This window comes from Streptomyces sp. NPDC048479 (assembly GCF_040651435.1).
Classification (GTDB): Bacteria; Actinomycetota; Actinomycetes; order Streptomycetales; family Streptomycetaceae; genus Streptomyces.
In genome coordinates, this window is sequence record NZ_JBEZKA010000010.1 from 150,179 (window position 1) to 169,955 (window position 19,777).

19 protein-coding genes are annotated in these 19,777 nt (G+C 71.1%); 16 read left to right on the forward strand and 3 right to left on the reverse strand.

Annotated elements, in window-relative coordinates:
- Positions 1 to 87: 87 nt before the first annotated feature.
- The 5 genes from AB0D12_RS18015 (at position 88) to AB0D12_RS18035 (ending at position 6,794) form a co-directional block, all read left to right on the forward strand.
- Entirely contained in the window at positions 88 to 1,533 is a 1,446-nt protein-coding gene (locus tag AB0D12_RS18015) for an FGGY family carbohydrate kinase (protein WP_362683172.1), read from the forward strand.
- 61 nt (positions 1,534 to 1,594) lie between these two features.
- Positions 1,595 to 2,992 (forward strand): FAD-dependent oxidoreductase, encoded by a 1,398-nt coding sequence (locus tag AB0D12_RS18020; protein WP_362683175.1) that lies wholly within the window; start codon positions 1,595 to 1,597, stop codon positions 2,990 to 2,992.
- Entirely contained in the window at positions 2,989 to 4,215 is a 1,227-nt protein-coding gene (locus AB0D12_RS18025; protein ID WP_362683178.1) for an FAD-dependent oxidoreductase, read from the forward strand. The genes AB0D12_RS18020 and AB0D12_RS18025 overlap by 4 nt, the downstream gene beginning before the upstream one ends.
- 102 nt (positions 4,216 to 4,317) lie before the next feature.
- A complete protein-coding gene (locus AB0D12_RS18030; RefSeq protein WP_362683181.1) occupies positions 4,318 to 5,262 on the forward strand; it encodes a lytic polysaccharide monooxygenase in 945 nt (314 codons plus the stop codon).
- An 86-nt stretch (positions 5,263 to 5,348) separates the two neighbouring features.
- Entirely contained in the window at positions 5,349 to 6,794 is a 1,446-nt protein-coding gene (locus tag AB0D12_RS18035) for an AlkA N-terminal domain-containing protein (protein WP_362683184.1), read from the forward strand.
- A gap of 128 nt (positions 6,795 to 6,922) precedes the next feature.
- On the opposite strand, the gene AB0D12_RS18040 is transcribed toward AB0D12_RS18035, so the two are convergent.
- Complete coding sequence (locus AB0D12_RS18040; RefSeq protein ID WP_326653972.1) at positions 6,923 to 7,345, reverse strand: DUF350 domain-containing protein; 423 nt, start codon at positions 7,343 to 7,345, stop codon at positions 6,923 to 6,925.
- A 192-nt stretch (positions 7,346 to 7,537) separates the two neighbouring features.
- Here AB0D12_RS18040 and AB0D12_RS18045 point away from each other — a divergent pair, with 192 nt between their 5' ends.
- The 4 genes from AB0D12_RS18045 (at position 7,538) to AB0D12_RS18060 (ending at position 9,819) form a co-directional block, all read left to right on the forward strand.
- Positions 7,538 to 8,086: a DoxX family membrane protein gene (locus AB0D12_RS18045; protein ID WP_362683187.1), complete on the forward strand. Its 549-nt coding sequence runs from the start codon at positions 7,538 to 7,540 to the stop codon at positions 8,084 to 8,086.
- 262 nt (positions 8,087 to 8,348) lie between these two features.
- Positions 8,349 to 8,765, forward strand: a complete 417-nt coding sequence (gene panD / locus AB0D12_RS18050; RefSeq protein ID WP_362683190.1) for an aspartate 1-decarboxylase — start codon at positions 8,349 to 8,351, stop codon at positions 8,763 to 8,765.
- Positions 8,766 to 8,813: 48 nt separating this feature from the next.
- Positions 8,814 to 9,158 (forward strand): GNAT family N-acetyltransferase, encoded by a 345-nt coding sequence (locus tag AB0D12_RS18055; RefSeq protein WP_362683193.1) that lies wholly within the window; start codon positions 8,814 to 8,816, stop codon positions 9,156 to 9,158.
- Positions 9,159 to 9,186: 28 nt separating this feature from the next.
- The gene (locus AB0D12_RS18060; protein ID WP_362683196.1) at positions 9,187 to 9,819 is read left to right on the forward strand and encodes an aspartate/glutamate racemase family protein; all 633 of its coding nucleotides are present in this window, start codon (positions 9,187 to 9,189) and stop codon (positions 9,817 to 9,819) included.
- Between the two features lie 306 nt (positions 9,820 to 10,125).
- On the opposite strand, the gene gndA is transcribed toward AB0D12_RS18060, so the two are convergent.
- The gene (gene gndA, locus AB0D12_RS18065; protein ID WP_362683199.1) at positions 10,126 to 11,568 is read right to left on the reverse strand and encodes an NADP-dependent phosphogluconate dehydrogenase; all 1,443 of its coding nucleotides are present in this window, start codon (positions 11,566 to 11,568) and stop codon (positions 10,126 to 10,128) included.
- Between the two features lie 383 nt (positions 11,569 to 11,951).
- On the opposite strand from gndA, the gene AB0D12_RS18070 reads away from it, so the two are divergent.
- From AB0D12_RS18070 to AB0D12_RS18095, 6 genes are all read left to right on the forward strand, one after another.
- A complete protein-coding gene (locus AB0D12_RS18070; RefSeq protein WP_362683202.1) occupies positions 11,952 to 12,713 on the forward strand; it encodes a DeoR/GlpR family DNA-binding transcription regulator in 762 nt (253 codons plus the stop codon).
- Between the two features lie 130 nt (positions 12,714 to 12,843).
- Complete coding sequence (locus AB0D12_RS18075; protein WP_362683205.1) at positions 12,844 to 14,202, forward strand: sugar ABC transporter substrate-binding protein; 1,359 nt, start codon at positions 12,844 to 12,846, stop codon at positions 14,200 to 14,202.
- 23 nt (positions 14,203 to 14,225) lie between these two features.
- Positions 14,226 to 15,173: a sugar ABC transporter permease gene (locus AB0D12_RS18080; protein WP_362683445.1), complete on the forward strand. Its 948-nt coding sequence runs from the start codon at positions 14,226 to 14,228 to the stop codon at positions 15,171 to 15,173.
- Positions 15,170 to 16,051 carry a carbohydrate ABC transporter permease gene (locus AB0D12_RS18085; RefSeq protein WP_362683208.1) on the forward strand — a complete coding sequence of 294 codons (882 nt, stop codon included), beginning with the start codon at positions 15,170 to 15,172 and terminating at the stop codon, positions 16,049 to 16,051. The genes AB0D12_RS18080 and AB0D12_RS18085 overlap by 4 nt, the downstream gene beginning before the upstream one ends.
- Entirely contained in the window at positions 16,048 to 17,040 is a 993-nt protein-coding gene (locus AB0D12_RS18090; RefSeq protein WP_362683211.1) for a zinc-dependent alcohol dehydrogenase family protein, read from the forward strand. Before AB0D12_RS18085 ends, AB0D12_RS18090 begins: the two co-directional genes overlap by 4 nt.
- The gene (locus AB0D12_RS18095; protein WP_362683213.1) at positions 17,037 to 17,951 is read left to right on the forward strand and encodes a carbohydrate kinase; all 915 of its coding nucleotides are present in this window, start codon (positions 17,037 to 17,039) and stop codon (positions 17,949 to 17,951) included. The genes AB0D12_RS18090 and AB0D12_RS18095 overlap by 4 nt, the downstream gene beginning before the upstream one ends.
- 83 nt (positions 17,952 to 18,034) lie before the next feature.
- On the opposite strand, the gene AB0D12_RS18100 is transcribed toward AB0D12_RS18095, so the two are convergent.
- Entirely contained in the window at positions 18,035 to 18,619 is a 585-nt protein-coding gene (locus AB0D12_RS18100; protein WP_362683216.1) for a cysteine hydrolase family protein, read from the reverse strand.
- Between the two features lie 74 nt (positions 18,620 to 18,693).
- Here AB0D12_RS18100 and AB0D12_RS18105 point away from each other — a divergent pair, with 74 nt between their 5' ends.
- Complete coding sequence (locus tag AB0D12_RS18105) at positions 18,694 to 19,710, forward strand: helix-turn-helix domain-containing protein (protein WP_362683219.1); 1,017 nt, start codon at positions 18,694 to 18,696, stop codon at positions 19,708 to 19,710.
- Positions 19,711 to 19,777: the final 67 nt, after the last annotated feature.

Genomic DNA, 19,777 nt, shown 5'->3' on the forward strand with positions numbered 1-19,777 from the left:
CTTTCCTCAAGCGATCAAGCTTTTTTCTGCGTTTCCTCTGCCGGATTCCTTCTACCGAAGACTTCTACCGAAGAGCGGGGTGGCCCGATGACAGGCCCAGTGCTTGCCGTCGACCAGGGCACCTCCGGTACGAAGGCCCTGGTCATCTGCCCCGAGCGCGGTGTGATCGCAACCGGCTCCGCTCCGGTGAACCCCCGCTACCGCAGCGGCGGACGCGTGGAAGTCGACCCCGCCGCGCTCCTCTCCTCGGTCGTCGACGCCGGACGCCAGGCGCTCGCCCGTGCCGGAGAACCGGTCGCCGCTGTGGGCCTCGCCAACCAGGGCGAGACCGTCCTGGCCTGGGACCCGGCCACGGGCGATCCGCTGACCGACGCGATCGTCTGGCAGGACCGACGGGCCGAGCCGATCTGTGCGGAACTCGCCCCGCACACCGCCGAGCTGGCACAGCTGACCGGACTCCCGCTCGACCCGTACTTCGCCGCGCCCAAAATGGCCTGGATACGCCGCGAGCTCACCCGCGAAGGCGTCGTCACCACCAGCGACGCCTGGCTGATCCACCGGCTGACCGGCGCCTTCGTCACGGACGCGGCGACCGCCGGACGCACCCAGCTCCTCGACCTCGACCGCGTCGCCTGGTCTCCGCAGGCGCTCGACATCTACGGCCTGACCGGCGAGCGGATGCCGGAGATCGTCGACGCGGACGGCCCCGTCGGCATCACCACGGCCTTCGGCACCGCGATCCCGCTCACCGGACTCCTGGTCGACCAGCAGGCCGCGCTGCTCGCCCAGAGCGTCACCGAACCGGGCACCGCCAAATGCACCTACGGCACCGGTGCGTTCCTTCTCGCCCAGACGGGGTCCCGCCCGCGCCGTACGAGCAACGGCCTTGTCAGCTGTGTTGCCTGGCGGCTCGGCGGGCGCACCAGCTACTGCCTCGACGGACAGGTCTATACGGCCGCCTCCGCCGTCCGCTGGCTCACCGACCTCGGAGTGATCTCCGGCGCCGCCGACCTGGACCCCGTCGGCTCGGCCGTGCCGGACAGTGGCGGCGTCACCTTCGTACCGGCCCTCGCCGGTCTCGCGGCCCCCTGGTGGCGCGGCGATCTGCGCGGCTCGCTGACCGGCCTCGGACTGGAAACCGGCCCCGGACAGCTGGTGCGTGCGCTGTGCGAAGGCATCGCCGCTCAGGTCGTCGCGCTCACCGACGCGGTCGCCGCGGACCTCGGGACACCGCTCACGCGTCTGCGCGTCGACGGCGGCCTGACCCGCTCGGCCCTGCTGATGCAGACACAGGCCGATCTGCTCCAACTGCCCGTCGAGGTATCGGCGTTGCCGGACGCGACGGCACTCGGGGTCGGAGCGGTGGCGCGGCTGGGCCTGGATCCGGGCCTGACCGCCGAGCAGGCGATTCCCGCGTGGAAACCGTCCGCCGTCCATGAGCCGAGGATCAGCGCGGCGCAGGCGGCCGAGCGCCTCGCGGCCTTTCGCGCCGAGGTGGCCGCGCTGCTGGACCGTACGCCTGCTGACCGTTGAATCCCGACTGCTCCATGAGGCCCGGCCGGGGGCCGTACGCGCGATCAGGACCAGGAGCACCATGACCGTGACGACCGCCGGGCAACTGCCGGACACGATGCACGACGTGATCGTGGTCGGCGCCGGCGTGGTCGGCTCGGCCATTGCCCGCGAACTCGCCCGCCACCGGCTGCGTACCGCCTTCGTGGACGCCTCCGACGACGTCGGCAATGGCACGTCGAAGGCGAACACGGCGATCCTGCACACCGGATTCGACGCCGTCCCCGGCTCGTTGGAGTCCCGGCTCGTACGCGACGGACAGCGGCGGCTCGCCACCTACGCCGCGGAAACCGGCATCCCGGTCGAACCGCTCGGGGCGCTCCTCGTCGCCTGGGACCAGGAGCAGCTCGCCGCACTCCCCGCGCTCGCCGCCAAGGCCGAGCGCAACGGCTACCACAACGCACGGCTCATCGGCGCGGACGAGGTGCGCGCACGCGAGCCGCACCTGGGGCCGGGTGCGCTCGGTGCGCTCGACGTCCCGGGCGAGAGCATCATCTGTCCCTGGACCACCACACTCGCCTACGCCACCCAAGCCGTCCGAGGCGGCGTCGAACTGCATCTGAACTGCCGGGTGGAGAGCGTGACCAGCGGCGGCAGCCACCATGAACTCACCACCAGCCGCGGCCTGTTGCGCACCCGCTACCTCGTCAACGCGGCCGGACTGTACGCCGACGAGCTGGACCGCGAGCTCGGCCACACCGACTTCACCGTCACTCCGCGGCGGGGCCAGCTCATCGTCTTCGACAAGCTCGCCCGCGAACTGCTCCGCCACATCCTGCTGCCCGTGCCGACCGCGCTCGGCAAAGGCGTACTGGTGGCACCGACCGTGTACGGCAATGTGATGCTCGGCCCGACCGCCGAGGACCTCGGCGACAAGGAAGCCACCGGATCGACCGCCGAAGGGCTGGACTTCCTGAGGGAGAAGGGCCGACGGATCATGCCGGAGCTGCTCGATGAGGAGATCACCGCCGTCTACGCGGGTCTGCGCGCCGCCACCGAGCACGACGACTACCGGATCCGGGCCCACGCGCGGCAGCGGTACATAGCCGTCGGCGGCATCCGCTCCACGGGACTGACCGCATCGATGGCGATCGCCGCCCACGTCACCGACCTGCTCGCCGACGCCGGCCTTGACCTGGGGGATGCGCGCGAACTGGAGCCCGTACGCATGCCGAACCTCGGGGAGGCGTTCCCCCGTCCCTACCAGCGTGCCGATCTCATCGCCGCGGATCCCGAGTACGGCATGCTCGTCTGCCACTGCGAACGTGTCTCCCGCGGCGAGATCCGCGACGCCCTGGCCAGTACGGTCCTGCCGGGCTCGCTCGACGGACTCCGGCGCCGTACGCGCGCACGCGGCGGTCGCTGCCAGGGCTTCTACTGCGGGGCCGCGGTGCGCGAGCTCTTCGAGGCACGCCGATGAGCCGGCCCGCGCGTACCGTCGACGTCCTCGTCGTCGGCGCGGGGCCGGCCGGCCTCGCCGCAGCCGCCCGGCTCGCCGGGGCGGGCGCGGGCGCCGTCGAGATCGTCGAGCGCGAGCAACAGGCCGGCGGCATCCCGCGGCACTGCGGCCACGGCGGCTTCGGACCGCGCGACCTGCGCCGTCCGATGAGCGGTCCGCAGTACGCCCGCCGCCTCGTCGACGACGCCGTACGCGCCGGAGCGGACCTGCGCACCGGCGTCACCGTGACCGGCTGGTCCGGCCCGCGCACTCTGGACACCACAAGCCCGGCGGGACTGGAACGGATCACCGCGCGCGCCGTCGTCCTCGCCACCGGCGCGCGCGAACGGCCGCGCAGCGCCCGGCTGGTGCCCGGCACCCGGCCGGCGGGTGTGCTCACCACGGGCGAGCTGCAGCAGGAGGTCCACCTCCACGGCCGGCGGGTCGGCAGCCGGGCGATCGTCGTGGGAGCGGAGCCGATCGCCTTCTCCGCGGTACGCACGCTGTGGGCCGCCGGAGTCGAGGTCGTCGCCATGGTGACCGACCAGGCGCGCCGGCCGCCGCACCCGCTGCTGAGCCGCCGTGTCCCGCTGCTCACCGGTGCCACCGTGACCGAACTGACCGGGCGCGGCAGGCTGACGGGAGTCGGACTGCGGCATCTGGACGGCAGAACCACCACCGTCGGCTGCGACACGGTCGTGTTCACCGGCGACTGGATCCCCGACCACGAACTGGCCAGACGGGGAGGGATACCGCTCGACCCCGGCACCCGGGGCCCCGCGGTCGACACCGCGTTCCGCACCGCCGAGGCAGGCGTCTTCGCCGTCGGCAACCTGCTGCACGGAGTCGAGCCGGCCGGCACCGCGGCCGAGGAGGGCCGGTACGTCGCGGACCCGGTGCTGCGGCACCTGGCCGGGGCAAGGTGGCCGGACGGCGGGCTGCGGCTGAAGGTCGCCGGACCGCTGCAGTGGGTGGCGCCGAACCGCATCGCCCCGGACGGCCCCCGTCCGGTGCGGGACCGCTTCCTTCTGCGCACCTGCGAGTCGCTCGCCCGCCCCGTCCTCGCCGTCAGCCAGGACGGCCGGGTGCTCCGCCGACAGCGAATGCTGCGTACCGCGCTGCCCGGCCGGGGACTGTACCTCCGCGCGGACTGGATCGGAAGGGCGGATGAGGGCGGCGGCCCTGTGGAGATCACCGCGTACTGAGTCGTTGTTGGTGGGCGTTGATTGGCGTTGGTTGGTCCTCGGTGAACGCTCGGCCGGGCGAAGCCGTAATACACGGCAGGCTGTTGAGCCCACCAAGGAGGTATGCCGCGGATGACTGCCCATCGAACTGCCGCCGCCGCTGCGCTCGCCGGTGTCCTGCCGCTCCTGCTCACGGCCGTGGCTGCCGGGACTGCGCAGGCGCACGGGGCGCCGACCGATCCCGTCAGCCGGGTGGCCGCATGTGGTCCCGAGGGTGCCCAGGGCGGGTCGGCCGCCTGCCGGGCCGCCGTTGCCGCGAACGGGGGATCGGCGTTCGATCAGTGGGACAACCTGCGTGTGGCCGACGTACGGGGCAGAGACCGCGAGGTCGTCCCGGACGGACAGCTGTGCAGCGCGGGCCTCGACGCGTACAGGGGCCTGAACATCGCCCGCGCCGACTGGCCGACGACGACCCTGAAGGCCGGTGCCCGGTTCACCCTCACCTACCGGACGACGATCCCGCACGAGGGAACGTTCGACCTGTATCTCACCAAGAAGGGCTACGATCCGACCGCGCCGCTGCGGTGGTCCGATCTGTCGGCGGAGCCCTTCGCCACGGCCACCGATCCGAAACTCACGGACGGCGCGTACCGGATCACCGGACGGCTTCCGGCCGGACTGACGGGCCGTCACGTGCTCTACACGGTATGGCGGAACTCGAGCACGCCGGACACCTACTACTCATGCTCCGACGTGGTGCTGGCGGGCGGTACGGAGCGGGGCGGCGAGCCAGTGGCGGATCAGCCGGGCTCCGAGCCCGCTGCCGAGCCGCCCTCCGAGCCGGTCACCGGGCCGACCTCGCAGCCCGCCTCCGAGCCTGCCGTAGCGCCGGCGAGCTCTCAGCCGGTCACCGCGCCGGGTTCTGCGCCGGCCGACGAGGCCGCCGGGCAGCCGGCCGCGGCGTCGGCGGAGAGCGACGGCGGCAACACGGCTGTCCTCCTGGGCGGGGTGGCCGCCGTGCTCGCGCTTCTCGCACTGGGTGTGTCCGCGTTCCTCCGCCGCCGATAGCCGAACGAGACGGCGGAAGGCGACGTCCGAACGCGACGTCCGATTTCCGCCAGCCGAGCCCCCGGCGCGCTGCCCATACTGGCCGTATGACGATCGAGGACAGCAGGTACGAGGCGGTGACCAGCAGGGACGCCCGGTTCGACGGGGTGTTCTTCTTCGCCGTGTCCACCACCGGGATCTACTGCCGTCCGAGCTGTCCCGCGATCACGCCCAAGCGCCGGAACGTGTCGTTCTACCGGACGGCCGCGGCGGCCCAGGGCGCGGGCTTCCGGGCCTGCCGCCGCTGCCGCCCCGACGCCGTGCCGGGCTCCGCCGAGTGGAACGCCCGCGCCGACGTCGTCGGGCGCGCCATGCGCCTGATCGGCGACGGCATCGTGGACCGGGAAGGCGTGGCAGGCCTTGCCCACCGGCTCGGCTACAGCGCCCGGCAGGTGCAGAGGCAGCTGAATGCCGAACTCGGCGCGGGCCCCATCGCTCTGGCGCGCGCCCAGCGCGGCCACACCGCGCGCGTACTGCTGCAGACCACCACCATGCAGGCGGCGGAGATCGCCTTCGCGGCGGGCTTCGCGAGCGTGCGGCAGTTCAACGACACCATGCGGGAGATCTACGCGGCCACCCCCAGCGAACTCCGCTCCGCCCGGCCCGGACGCACCTCCCGCTTCGGCCCGGTCGCCCAGGAGAACGGGGCCGCGGCCGGAGTGCCGCTGCGGCTGGCCTACCGCGGTCCGTACGCCTCCGTGGAGGTCTTCGACTATCTGGGCAGCCGCGCGATCGCAGGTATTGAGGAGATCGTCGGCGGACGTGGCTCCCGTAGTTACCGGCGCACACTGCGGTTGCCGGGCGGTCCAGGCATTGCCGAGGTGGGCGAACAGCCGGGCGCGGGCGGCTGGCTGGAGTGCCGGCTGCACCTCGCGGACCTGCGTGATCTGACGACGGCCACACAGCGGATGCGCCGTCTCTTCGACCTGGACGCCGACCCGTGCGCCGTCGCCGAACGCCTCGGTACGGACCCGGCGCTGGCCCCGCTGGTCGCTGCCCGTCCCGGGCTGCGCGCCCCCGGCGCGGCGGACCCGCACGAACTCGCCGTACGCGCCGTGCTCGGCCGGCGGGAGCTGGGCGATGCGCTGGTCGCGGCGTACGGGGAGCCGCTGCCCGAGCCGAGCGGCGGTCTTACGCATCTGTTCCCGCAGGCGCAGAGCCTGGTGGAGGCTTCTCTGGACGCGCTTGGCATGCCTGACGCGCGGCGCGCCACGCTCCGTACGCTGACGGCCGCGCTCGCAGCGGGCCCGGTGGCACTGGACCCGGGCGCCGACCGGGACGAGACCGAACGGCAGTTGCTCGCCCTGCCAGGCATCGGCCCCTGGACAGCGGGCTACATCCGGATGCGGGCTCTCGGCGACCCGGATGTACTGCTGGCGGGGGATGCGGCGGTACAGGCGGGGATGCGGCGCGCAGGGGCGGATCCGGAGGATGCGCAACAGTGGCGGCCGTGGAGTTCGTACGCCATGCACCACTTCTGGAACACGCCGTGACCTGAGGGGATACCGCTCGGCGCGGCTTCATGATTCCCCCGAAAGCCCCGCCCGGGGGCTCCGGGCGAGCTCCGAGGACATCAACTGCCCTGCTGGTCGCGGCGGGTGTCTGCGTGGTTGGGCCGTCCTCAGGCGATGGACGCCGAGACGATCGCGGACACGGCCAGATTGCAGGACGCGGTCACCCACACCGCCGGGTGCGGCTCCACCTCGACCAGCGTCGCCCCGAGCTTGCCCGGCGTGACCAGGTCCACCACCAGGAACGCCACAGCCATCATCACCAGGCCCAGCAGACCGAACGCGGCAGTGGAGGCGAGACCCTTCCCGAAGTTGTCGTACGTCGTCCAGATCGATGTGAACACGATGCCGCCGATACCGAGCAGAGCCGAGCTGAGCAGCAGCGCGGCGTTGCGGTTGCGGTCCTCCCAGATCTGCCTGCCGAGCTTTCCGGGCGTCAGCACGTCGATCAGGACTATGCCGAGGATCAGAAGGACCACACCGAGGGCGCCGTACGCGCTCGCGCGGCCAAGTCCGTTGACGATGTCGCTCATTGAGGGGGTGGTCTCCGTGTCGAGTAGTTCACGCTGGTCAAGGGCGCGCAAAATCTACCGCACAGTTCCAGTCAGTGGATCAGGTGTCCGCATCACCCGCACGGCGCAGCAGCACAGCGGGTGGAGGCCCCACCCGGGCCAGAGTGGATCCCGTACACCCTCACCCGACCTCGTCCGCACTGGGAGCCCTCCATGGCCTGCATCAACCGTCGTGACCTCGGACTGCTCGTTCTGCGCACCGGCACCGGCGCGGTCCTCGCGGCACACGGCTCGCAGAAGCTGTTCGGCTGGTTCGGGGGCGGCGGTCTGGACGCCACCGCGAAGGGGATGGAGGCCATGGGATTCCACCCCGGCCGGGAGAGCGCCATCGCCGCCGGGCTCGGCGAGGCGGGCGGTGGCGCACTGCTCGCTCTGGGCCTGGCCACCCCGGCGGCCGGTGCCGCGGCCGCGGGAGCCATGGCCGGTGCGGTGGCCGTGCACATGCCCGCCGGGTTCTTCAACCAGGGCGGAGGCTTTGAGTACCCGGCCTTCCTGGGCTTCACCGCAGCCGCCATCGGACTCGCCGGGGCCGGGCGCTACTCCCTCGACCACGCGACCGATCACCGCTTCGACCAGCCGTGGGTCGTGGCCGTGGCCTTCCTCGGCAGCGCGCTCGCCGCGGCCGCGGTCCTCGGCAAACGGGCCAAGAAGCAGCCCGCCGCGCAGTCCGGCGAGGCCTCCACTGACGCCTCCGGGGAGTAGCCCGTACCCCGGTCGCCCGCTCGCACCCTCGGGTGGGCAGGCGGGGAGTGGTTGCGTAGTCTGGTGCGGTCCACGTGGGGTGGGGCGGAAGGCTGCCGAAAGCGCCTCTGTACTCAACTGACGTGGTGTCGGACCAGTCAGCGATCGGTCAGCATCAGCCCTGATTGCCGAGGCTGCCCGAAGATGCGACAGACAGTTGGGTATGGAAACCGCCCCTGACCTGCAAAAAGCAGGCAGGGAGCCAAGATCCGGGAGTGCCGCCGTGCTGCGTACCATGTTCAAGTCCAAGATCCACCGGGCCACCGTGACCCAGGCCGATCTGCACTACGTCGGCTCCGTCACCGTCGACGCCGCGCTGATGGACGCCGCCGATCTGCTCCCCGGCGAGCTCGTCCACATCGTCGACATCACCAACGGCGCCCGGCTGGAGACGTATGTCATCGAGGGCGAGCGCGGCTCGGGAGTCATCGGCATCAATGGCGCGGCCGCCCACCTTGTGCACCCCGGCGATCTGGTGATCCTGATCAGCTACGCCCAGGTCGACGACGCCGAGGCGCGCAGTCTGGTGCCCAGCGTTGTCCATGTCGACGCGGAGAACCGGATCGTCGCCCTCGGCTCGGACGCCTCCGCGCCCGTGCCTGGCAGCCGTACGGAACGCAGCCCGCACGCTGCCGTCTGATCCGCAGAGCGTCGTCCGCGTCGGGCCCGCCCGAAGGAGACATCTGCCATGGCAGATCCCGATATCCGCGACAACCGTCCGGCAGGACTCCTCGAGGCGTACGAGGACGGCCAGGTCACCGGCCGCATCGTCTACTTCACCCTCGATGCGACCCCGGCCGCCCTGGTCGCCGTGCACACCGTGGTGGAGCCGGAGCACGAGGGCAAGGGCATCGCGGGCGCGCTGGTGCGGGAGTTCTACGCGATGGCGGCGCGTGAGGGCGTTCCCGTTGTACCGCTGTGTCAGTACGCCGCCGAGTGGGCCCTCCGCCACCCCGACGAGGCCCCCGCGGCCCCGGCCGAACTGGTGCGGGCCGCGCAGGAGCAGCTGAAGGCGGATCCCCGGCTCTGGTGACTCCCGCAGCGGCGTTAGCATCCCTGTCATGCTGGCGCTGCTGCACACCTCCCCGGTCCATGTCCCCGTCTTCGAGAACCTGCGGGACGAGGACCACCCGGGGCTCGCGCTGCGTCACCTCGTCCACGAGGAGCTACTGGCAAGGGCTCGCGAGGAAGGCCCCGCGGCGGTCGCCTCCGCGGTCGCCGCCGTGCTGGCCGGTGCCGTCGCCGAGGGTGCGACCGCGGTGCTGTGCACCTGCTCCAGCATCGGCGGCGTCGCCGAGGCATGCGCCGCCGAGCTGGGTGTACCGGTGCTGCGCGTCGACCGTCCGATGGCCGCGGAGGCAGCCGGGAAGCGTCGCGTCGTCGTGGTCGCGACCGTGCACAGCACCCTGGAGCCGACAGCCGCGCTGATCCGCGAAGAGGCCGCAGGCCGGCACATCGACCTGCGCACGCTGCTCGTCGACGGCGCCTGGGAGCGCTTCGAGTCGGGCGACCGCGACGGCTTTCTGAACACGGTGGCCGCCGCCGTCGACGCGGTGCGCGAGGCGGATGTCATCGTTCTGGCCCAAGCCTCGATGGCGGACGCCGCCGACCGTACGAGGACCGCTGTCCCGGTCCTCTCCAGTCCTCGGCAAGGGCTGCGGGCGGCCGCCGAGGTGGCCTCGTCCGGATCATGACGCGTGGACCCGGCGCGCGTGGGCACGCGCAACGGGAGACATTGGGAACGCGACTCCGTACCTCTGGAGGTCCGGCATGACCCAGCCACCCGTCCCCCCTTCGCCCGTCCCGACGCCGGGCCCGCCCGGACCCGATCCTGGCCCGCTGCCGGGCCCGGTGCCGACGCCCTCGCCCCCGCCGGGGCCCGCGCCGGACCCCATTCCGAGGCCGCCGGGCCCGAGCCCCGACCCCGTACCGGAGCCGGAGCCCGCGCCGGGACCGGCGGGCTGACCGCCCGCCGTTGACCCGCCCGGCGTAGCCGCGGATCAGTCGGTGCGCACCTCCGAGCGGTCACCGCCCCAGAGGGTGTGGAACGAACCCTCCCGGTCGGTCCGCCGGTAGGTGTGCGCGCCGAAGAAGTCGCGCTGGCCCTGGGTGAGCGCCGCGGGCAGCCGTTCGGCGCGCAGGGCGTCGTAGTACGCGAGGGCCGCAGAGAAGCCCGGCGTCGGCACGCCCTGCCGGGCGGCCGACGCGATCACTTCGCGCCAGTCGTCCTGCGCCGCGCCGATCTCCTCGGCGAACTGCTTGTCCGACAGCAGGCTCGGCAGGTCGCGCTGCGCGTCGTACGCGCCGCGGATCCGGTCCAGGAACGCCGCCCGGATGATGCAGCCGGCCCGCCAGATCGCGGCGACCGTGCCGAGGTCGATGTCCCAGTCGTACGCGTCGCTGCCCGCCTGGATCTGGTGGAAGCCCTGGGTGTACGACACGATCTTGGATGCGTACAGCGCCTGCTCGACCTGGTCGGCGAAACGTGCTGCCTCGGCCTCGCTCAGCGGCTCGGCCGTCGGGCCCGGCAGGGCGCGCGAGGCGTTGCGCAGCTCGGCGTGGCCCGACAGTGAGCGCGCGAAGACCGCCTCCGCGATACCGGAGACCGGCACACCCAGATCGAGCGCGATCTGCACCGTCCAGCGGCCCGTTCCCTTCTGCTCCGCCTGGTCGGCGACGATGTCGACAAAGGGCTTTCCGGTCGCCGCGTCCGTATGGGCCAGCACCTCGGCCGTGATCTCGATCAGATACGAGTCGAGCCGTCCGGTGTTCCAGGTGCGGAAGGTCTCGGCGATCTGCGCGGGGGAGTAGCCCGCGACCGCGCGCAGCAGGTGGTACGCCTCGGCGATCAGCTGCATATCGGCGTACTCGATGCCGTTGTGCACCATCTTCACGAAGTGACCGGCTCCGTCCGGCCCGATGTGCGCGACGGTGGGCGTGCCGTCGGGGGCCTTCGCGGCGATCTTCTCCAGCAGCGGGGCCAGGGAAGCGTACGACTCGGGGGACCCGCCCGGCATGATGCTCGGCCCGTGCAGCGCACCCTCCTCGCCGCCCGAGATGCCCGCGCCCACGAAGTGGATGCCGCGCCCCCGCAGCTCCTTCTCGCGGCGGATGGTGTCGGCGAAGTGGGCGTTGCCGCCGTCGATGATGACGTCGCCCTCCTCCAGCAGCGGCGCGAACTCCTGGATCACGGCGTCCGTCGGATCGCCCGCCTTGACCATGATGACCAGGCGGCGCGGGCGCTCCAGGGCCGCGACGAACTCCTCGGCCGACTCGGCGGGCACGAAGGTGCCCTCGTGACCGAACTCCTCGACCAGCGCCCGCGTCTTCGCCGCTGTCCGGTTGTGCACGGCCACCGCGAAGTCGTTGCGGGCGAAGTTACGGGCGAGGTTGCGGCCCATCACCGCGAGCCCCGTGACGCCGATCTGGGCTGTTCCACTCATGCTTGTGCTCCTGGATGTCCGTCGGAAAATCCATCTCCGCCTCTGCACATACGTACGGGCGGAGCCAGCCATTCATTGATCCTCAAGCCCTCCGGATTGTTCCGCATTCCGGGTCGGCCACATCGCGCCACGGCTCAATTGTCTGCCCGCGGGCAGGGTTCGGACGCCGTCAGGGCGGAAAGCGGGCAGCGCCGTCCACCGCGTTTCCGGCCCGATGGTGCCCGACCAGCGCCGACGGCTTCGCTGAAACGGGCAGATTCGGGCACAGCAGATTCAGCGAAGAGCCTGGTCGAGCGGCCGTGCCTGCTTGTACAAACGACGCATGAGCCCGAACGGACGCCGGGCTCGCAGCACCGGCAGAAGCAGAAGCAAGGAAGTGTGCCGTGGACACCGAGGAACGCCGACGAGGAATTCTCGAGACGGCCCGGCGGGACGGGTCGGTCGACGTCAACCGGCTCTCCGACCAGTTCCGGGTGGCCAAGGAGACCATCAGACGGGATCTGCACACCCTGGAGGAGCACGGCCTGGTCCGGCGTACGCACGGCGGGGCCTACCCCGTCGAGTCCGCCGGCTTCGAGACCACGCTCGCCGTGCGCACCACCCGTCATGTGCCGCAGAAGTCCCGGATCGCGGCGGCCGCCGCCGATCTGCTCGGTGACGCCGAGACGGTCTTCGTCGATGAGGGCTTCACCCCGCAGCTCGTCGCCGAAGCGCTGCCGCGGGACCGGCCACTGACCGTCGTCACCGCGTCCCTGGCGGTGGCGACCGTCCTCGCCGACGCCGAGAAGACCTCGGTGCTGCTGCTCGGCGGACGTGTCCGCGGCGGCACCATGGCCACGGTCGACCACTGGGCCACCGGGATGCTCGCCGACTTCGTCATCGATCTGGCCTACGTCGGCGCGAACGGTATCTCCCGTGAACACGGACTGACCACACCCGACCCCGCGGTCAGCGAGGTCAAGGCACAGGCCATGCGCAGTGCCCGCCGTCGGGTCTTCGCCGGAATCCATACGAAGTTCGGCGCGGCGAGCTTCTGCCGCTTCGCCGACGTCGGCGACTTCGAGGCGATCGTCACCGACGTGGGCCTGCCCTCGGCCGAGGCGCAGCGCTACTCCCTCCTCGGCCCCCAGGTCATCCGCGTCTGACCCCAACGCGCCCTTGGTGCCCAACTGCCGTACCCCATAAGCGTATTGATAACCAGCAGCCCGGCCGAGGCAGGGCAGTCATGCCCTGAACCACCGATCACCGTGCCGCTACGACCGATCAGGAGAAATCATGCCCCTCCAGCGACGACCACGTGGAATCCGCCTGAGTGTGGGGGCGTGCACGGCCGCCATGGCCCTGCTCGCGGGGTGCAGCGGAGCAGGTGCCTCCTCCTCCGGCGGGGGCGAGGCGGTGAACGTACTCATGGTGAACAACCCGCAGATGGTCGAGCTGCAGAAGCTGACCGCGGACAACTTCACCAAGGAGACCGGCATCAAGGTCAACTTCACCGTGCTCCCGGAGAACGACGTCCGCGACAAGATCAGCCAGGACTTCTCCAACCAGGCGGGCCAGTACGACGTCGCCACCATCAGCAACTTCGAGGTGCCGTTCTACGCCAGGAACGGCTGGCTGCACGAGCTCGGCGAGTACGCGGCGAAGGACTCCGCCTTCGACCAGGAGGACATCCTCAAGCCGCTGCGGGATTCGCTCACCGCCAAGGACGGAAAGCTCTACGCCGAACCCTTCTACGGCGAGTCGTCCTTCCTCATGTACCGCAAGGACGTCCTGGAGAGGAAGGGACTGACGATGCCGGCGCAGCCCACCTGGCAGCAGGTGGCCGATCTCGCGGCCAAGGCGGACGGCGCCGAGAGCGGCATGAAGGGCATCTGTCTGCGCGGGCTCCCCGGCTGGGGCGAGGTCATCGCCCCGCTCACCACCGTCGTCAACACTATGGGCGGTACCTGGTTCACCAAGGACTGGCAGGCGAAGCTCACCTCCCCGGAGTTCAAGAAGGCCACCCAGTTCTACGTCGACCTCGTGCGCAAGCACGGTGAGGCGGGCGCGGCCCAGTCCGGGTACGCCGAGTGCCTCAACAACATGACCCAGGGCAAAACCGCGATGTGGTACGACGCCACGGCCGGAGCCGGTTCCCTGGAGGCCGCCGGATCCCCGGTGAAGGGCAAGATCGGATACGTACCGGCGCCGGTGGAGAAGACCAAGAGCTCCGGCTGGCTCTACACCTGGGCCTGGGGCATGCAGAAGGCGTCCAAGAAGTCCGACAGCGCCTGGAAGTTCATCTCCTGGGCGTCCAGCAAGAAGTACGAGGCACTGGTCGGCGGCAAGAGCGGCTGGGCCAATGTGCCCGCGGGCAAGCGGGCCTCCACCTACGCCAACCCGGAGTACCGCAAGGCCGCGGGTGCCTTCGCGGACATCACCGAGAAGGCCATCGCGAGCGCCAACCCGGAGAACCCCGGTACCCAGCCCCGCCCCGCGGCCGGAATCCAGTTCGTCGGCATCCCCCAGTTCACCGACCTCGGCACCAAGGTCTCGCAGGAGATCAGCGCGGCCATCGCCGGCCGCCAGTCCGTCGACCAGGCCCTGGCCGCCTCCCAGAAGCTGGCCGAGAAGGTCGGCAAGGAGCAGCAGTGAGTGCCTCCGTCACCACACAGCCGCTGAACCCTCAGGTCCGGTCGAAGCCGGCGCGGCAGCCGAAGGAGCGGAAGGGGGGCGTACGGGCCTGGGCCACCCGGGCCCCGCTCCTGCCTGCCCTCGTCTTCCTGATCGCGGTCACCCAACTGCCGTTCGTGGCAACGCTGGTGATCTCGCTCTTCGACTGGAACTCCCTCAACCCCGGCGCGCGCAGTTTCGCCGGACTGTCCAACTACACCTCCGTGGTCACCGACCCCGAGCTGCGCGACTCGGTCTTCACCACCGTCCTGCTCACCGCGAGCGTCGTCGTCGCCACCGTGGTGCTCGGACTGCTGCTCGCCCTGCTCCTCGACCGCTCCTTCTTCGGCCGCGGCATGGTGCGCACCCTGCTCATCACGCCCTTCCTGATCGTGCCCGTCTCCGCGGCGCTGCTGTGGAAGCACGCGCTCTACAACCCGGAGTACGGACTGCTCAACGGAGCACTGACCTGGATCGGCGAGCTGTTCGGCGATACGTCCCCGGCCCAGCCCGACTGGATATCCGGCATGCCGCTCATGGCCGTCGAAGCGGCGCTCGTCTGGCAGTGGACGCCGTTCATGATGCTGATCCTGCTCGCGGGACTGCAGAGCAGGCCCGCCGAGATGATGGAGGCGGCGCGCCTCGACGGAGCGAGCGCCTGGCAGACCTTCCGCTATCTGACCCTGCCGCATCTGCGCCGCTACCTCGAACTGGGCGTCCTGCTCGGCTCGGTGTACATCGTGCAGAACTTCGACGCGGTGTTCACGATCACCTCCGGAGGACTGGGCACCGCCAACCTCCCGTACACGATCTACCAGACCTTCTACCAAGCCCACGAGTACGGACTGGCGTCCGCCGCGGGAGTCGTCGTTGTGATCGGCACGATGATCATCGCGACATTCGCGCTCCGGGTGGTCTCGTCCCTCTTCCGTGAGGAGGGGAACCGCGCATGACCGCCACCACGGCCGCTCCGGCTCCTTCGACACTGCTGCCACCCGCCGCGCGCCGGGCCAGGCGCCGAACCGCAGCGCTCGGCCTGCTGGCCTGGGTGGCGGGCATCGGGTTCTGTCTGCCGGCCGCATGGATGCTGCTGACCTCACTGCACTCGGAGCCGGACGCGGCGACCAATCCGCCCTCCCTCGGCGCGCCCTTGACCCTCGCCGGCTACCGGGAGTTCTTCGGCGCGGGCGGCGGCCCCAGCCCCTGGCCGTCCCTGATCAACTCCCTGACCGCGTCAGCCTTCTCCACGCTGCTGGTGCTCGTCCTCGCCCTCCCGGCGGCGTACGCGCTCTCCATCCGGCGCGTACGCAAGTGGACGGACGTGATGTTCTTCTTCCTGTCCACCAAGATGCTCCCGGTTGTCGCCGGTCTGCTGCCCGTCTACCTCTTCGCGAAGAACGCCGGGATGCTGGACAACATCTGGCTCCTCGTCATTCTCTACACCTCGATGAATCTGCCGATCGCGGTCTGGATGATGCAGTCCTTCCTGGCGGACGTGCCCGTCTCCATCATCGAAGCCGCGCAGGTCGACGGCGCCCGGCTGCCGACCGTGCTGGCCCGGGTCGTCGCGCCGGTGACCGCTCCCGGGATCGCGGCCACCGCCCTGATCTGCTTCATCTTCAGCTGGAACGAGCTGCTCTTCGCCCGCGTGCTCACCGGCGTGGTCGCCCAGACCGCGCCCGTCTATCTGACCGGATTCGTCACCAGCCAGGGCCTGTTCCTCGCCCAGCTGTGCGCCGCGTCCGTCGTTGTGTCCCTGCCGGTGCTCGCCGCCGGTTACGCCGCCCAGGACAAGCTCGTCCAGGGCCTTTCTCTTGGAGCTGTTAAATGAGGGCAGCGATCGTCGAAGCCCCCGGCAAGGTCTCCGTCACGACGGTTCCCGACCCCACCCCGGGACCGCGGGAGGTCGTCGTCTCGGTGGCCTCGTGCGGTCTGTGCGGCACCGATCTGCACATTCTGCAGGGCGAGTTCGCGCCCACGCTGCCGATCCTGCCCGGCCATGAGTTCGCCGGTGAGATCGTGGGCATCGGAAGGGAGGTCACCGAACTGGCCGTCGGCGACAAGGTCGCGGTCGACCCGTCCCTGCACTGTCATGAATGCCGCTACTGCCGGGCGGGACGCGGCAATCTCTGCGACCGCTGGGCCGCCATCGGCGTCACCGTGCCCGGCGGTGCGGCCGAGTTCGCCGTCGCCCCCGTCGCGAACTGCGTACGCCTGCCGGACCACATCGACGTCAGGGACGCGGCGCTGATCGAGCCGCTGTCCTGCGCGGTCCGCGGATACGACGTGCTCAACAGCAGCACCCTCGGCGCCAAGGTGCTGATCTACGGCTCGGGGACCATGGGGCTGATGATGCTGGAGCTCGCCAAACGCACAGGCGCCGCGGGCGTGGACATCCTCGACGTCAATCCGGACCGCCTCGCCACGGCCTCGCTGCTCGGCTGCTCCCGCTCGGCGGCCACCGCCGAGGAGCTGGAGCAGCCGGGCGGCTGGGACTTCGTCATCGACGCGACCGGCAATGCGGGGGCCATCCAGGACGGCCTCGGACGGGTCGCCAAGGGAGGCACCTTCCTGCAGTTCGGGGTCGCCGACTATGCGACGACCGCGGTGATCGAGCCGTACCGGATCTACAACCAAGAGATCACCATCACCGGCTCCATGGCGGTGCTGCACAGCTATGAGCGGGCCGCCGCGCTCTTCGCGACCGGGGTGCTCGACCCGTCCGTCTTCATCAGCGACCGGCTGCCGCTTGACCAGTACCCCGAGGCCATCGACCGGTTCAAGGCGGGCATCGGCCGCAAGATCGTGGTGGAGCCGTGAACGACGGGCCCGACGGAGTCCTGGTACTGGGCGAAGCGCTCGTCGATCTCGTCCCCGTGCCGAGCGAGCCGGACGTCAGGCGCGCGCAGCCCGGCGGCGCACCCGCCAATGTGGCGGTCGGCCTCGCGCGCCTCGGCAGGCCTGTCGCCTTCGCCGGAGCGCTCGGCGGTGACGGCTTCGCGCGGAGCATCGAACGGCGGTTGGCGGACGCCGGCGTGGATCTCACCCGCTGCGCCCGCTCCGACCTCCCCACGGCACTGGCGGTCGCCGATCCGGGGGAGACGGGGACCGGCTACCACTTCCACCTCCAGTCCACCGCGACCTTCCGGTTCCCGGACCGGGCGGCCGACGTCGGCCGCTTCGGCGCGGTGTACGTGGGAGGCCTGGCCGCGGTCGTCGAACCGGCGGCGCAGGCCGTCGCCTCGACCGCGCAGGCGGCCGCCCGGCACTCGCTGCTGGTGGTGGACCCCAATGTGCGCGCGGACCGCACCATCGATCCCCGCCGGGGCCTGGGGCTGCTCCGTGATCTGTGCGCGCTGGCCCATGTGGTGAAGGCGAGCGACGAGGATCTGCTGCGGCTGTGGCCGGACAGGGATCCGGACGAGAGCTGCCGCAGGCTTGCCGGGGAGGGGCGCCTGGTGGTGATGACACGCGGCGCCCGCGGCGCCGCCGCCTACACCCCGGCCGGTGCGCCCGTCTCCGTACCGGCCGTCCCGGTCGATGTGGTCAACACCATCGGCGCCGGGGACGCCTTCATGGCGGGCGTCCTCGCCTGGCTCGGCACCAGGGCCGGCTGGGATCGCACGCTGAGCCCGGACCGTGCGGTGAGCATGCTCGAGTGCGCGGCACAAGTGGCGGCTTCGGTCGTCACCCAGACGGGAACCGAGCCGACGGCCCCCGCCCACGCGTGACCGCTCGCCCCGCCGGATCCCCCTCCGGTGGGGCGAGCCGCTCCCGGTCTCGCCGATGCGTCCGTGTGCGGGGGCAGCCGCGTTCAGGCCGCTGCGGCCACGAGCTCCTTGGTCGTCACCACCGTCGCGAAGCCTCCGCCGTGCAGTGACACGGCCGACGCCTGCGCCAGTTCGTCCGCGGTCCGCTGCCAGCCGAACGGCCCCTCAAGATCGAACGTGTACGTCGCGTCCAGCGCGAAGAGCACCTCGTACCCAAGGTTTCCACCCATCCGTGCCGTCGTCTCCGCGCACATATTGGTCTGGATCCCGGCCACCACGAACTGTGAGATGCCCTCAGCCCTGAACCACGCGTCCAGGTCCGGCGTCCCGTAGAAGGCCGAATTCACGGTCTTCGTCACGAACAGCTCCGCCGCGGCCCCCTTTCCGCGCCGCTGCTCGACGTACTCCTTGAAGCCGTTCCCCTCGTGTCCCTGCCGCAGCGGCGAGTCCGGCTTCGACGAGTCGTGCCGGACGAAGACGACCGGCCGCCCCGTGGCCTGCCATGCGTCGATGAGCGAGGCGATGTTCTCGTCAGCCTCCGGATTGTTCCGCCGACCCCAGAAGTCCAGCTCATCGAAGCCCTTCTGCACGTCCACCACGACCAGTGCTGCGCTCTCTGCAATCTTCATGTCCACGATCCTGCCGTCCGGGTCCGCTCGGCCCCAGAGGTGCACTAGTCAGCGATCGATGGTTTACTGCCACGGTGTCCGCCGACCCCATCCCGTACCGTGTCGCCCTCGTCAGCTTCCCGGGCATACGAGCCTTCGACGTCTCGGTCATCACCGAGGTCTGGGGCACGGATCGGACCGACCGCGGCGTCCCCGCCTTCGACCTGCGCCGTGTCGCCGCCGACACCCCGCCCGTCCGCATGCGCGGGGGTCTCAGCCTCACCCCCGACCGCACCCTCGCCTGGCTGGCTCGTGCCGACCTGATCCTGGTCCCCGGCCTGGACGACCATCTCACCCGCGCCCCCGAACCAGTACTCGAGGCCCTGCGCCGCGCACACGTCCGCGGCACCACCATCGCCGCCCTGTGCGGCGGCGCCTTCACACTCGCCCAGGCGGGCCTCCTCGATGGCCGCCGCGCGGTCACACACTGGAACCTCGTCGATCTGCTCCGCGCCCAACACCCGCGTATCACCGTCGAACCCGATGCGCTCTTCATCGAGGACGGCAGCATCTGGACCGCCGCCGGTACGGCCGCCGGCATCGACCTGTGCCTGCACTTGGTCCGCACGGCTCACGGCGCCGAGGCGGCCGCGACGATCGCCCGCTCGATGGTCACCGCCCCCTTCCGTACCGGAACCCAGGCCCAGTTCATCGAACATCCCACCCCGCGCACCGACCGCGACGCCGACGCCCTCGCATCCGTGCGCGAATACGCCCTCCATCACCTCCACGAACCGCTTGCCGTCGCTGATCTCGCCGCCCACGCGGGCATGTCGGCACGTTCCTTCGCCCGCCACTTCGCCGCGGCCACCGGCGCGACGCCCCTGCGCTGGCTCCTGGACCAGCGCATCGCCGCTGCCCAGAAGCTCCTCGAACACACCGACCTGCCCATGCCCGAGGTCGCCCGCCGTACGGGTTTCGGCAGCGAGATCACGATGCGCCAGCACTTCGCCGCGCGCCTCGCCATCAGCCCGCGCGCCTACCGTGCCTCCTTCGGCGTGCACACGTCGCCCAGACCGGGCACCGAACCCACAGCGCCCGCCCGCGCCTGACGGCTCGCCGCGCCGGATCCTCCCGTGATTCGGGCCGGTGGCGCGGCGGAAATGCTGCTCTGCCGGT

Bases quoted from the DNA above. Each gene is read 5' to 3' on its own strand.
- AB0D12_RS18015 (WP_362683172.1), top strand. From the start codon at position 88: ATGACAGGCCCAGTGCTTGCCGTCGACCAGGGCACCTCCGGTACGAAG.
- AB0D12_RS18020 (WP_362683175.1), top strand. From the start codon at position 1,595: ATGACCGTGACGACCGCCGGGCAACTGCCGGACACGATGCACGACGTG.
- AB0D12_RS18025 (WP_362683178.1), top strand. From the start codon at position 2,989: ATGAGCCGGCCCGCGCGTACCGTCGACGTCCTCGTCGTCGGCGCGGGG.
- AB0D12_RS18030 (WP_362683181.1), top strand. From the start codon at position 4,318: ATGCCGCGGATGACTGCCCATCGAACTGCCGCCGCCGCTGCGCTCGCC.
- AB0D12_RS18035 (WP_362683184.1), top strand. From the start codon at position 5,349: ATGACGATCGAGGACAGCAGGTACGAGGCGGTGACCAGCAGGGACGCC.
- AB0D12_RS18040 (WP_326653972.1), bottom strand. From the start codon at position 7,345: ATGAGCGACATCGTCAACGGACTTGGCCGCGCGAGCGCGTACGGCGCC.
- AB0D12_RS18045 (WP_362683187.1), top strand. From the start codon at position 7,538: ATGGCCTGCATCAACCGTCGTGACCTCGGACTGCTCGTTCTGCGCACC.
- AB0D12_RS18055 (WP_362683193.1), top strand. From the start codon at position 8,814: ATGGCAGATCCCGATATCCGCGACAACCGTCCGGCAGGACTCCTCGAG.
- AB0D12_RS18060 (WP_362683196.1), top strand. From the start codon at position 9,187: ATGCTGGCGCTGCTGCACACCTCCCCGGTCCATGTCCCCGTCTTCGAG.
- gndA (WP_362683199.1), bottom strand. From the start codon at position 11,568: ATGAGTGGAACAGCCCAGATCGGCGTCACGGGGCTCGCGGTGATGGGC.
- AB0D12_RS18075 (WP_362683205.1), top strand. From the start codon at position 12,844: ATGCCCCTCCAGCGACGACCACGTGGAATCCGCCTGAGTGTGGGGGCG.
- AB0D12_RS18085 (WP_362683208.1), top strand. From the start codon at position 15,170: ATGACCGCCACCACGGCCGCTCCGGCTCCTTCGACACTGCTGCCACCC.
- AB0D12_RS18090 (WP_362683211.1), top strand. From the start codon at position 16,048: ATGAGGGCAGCGATCGTCGAAGCCCCCGGCAAGGTCTCCGTCACGACG.
- AB0D12_RS18100 (WP_362683216.1), bottom strand. From the start codon at position 18,619: ATGAAGATTGCAGAGAGCGCAGCACTGGTCGTGGTGGACGTGCAGAAG.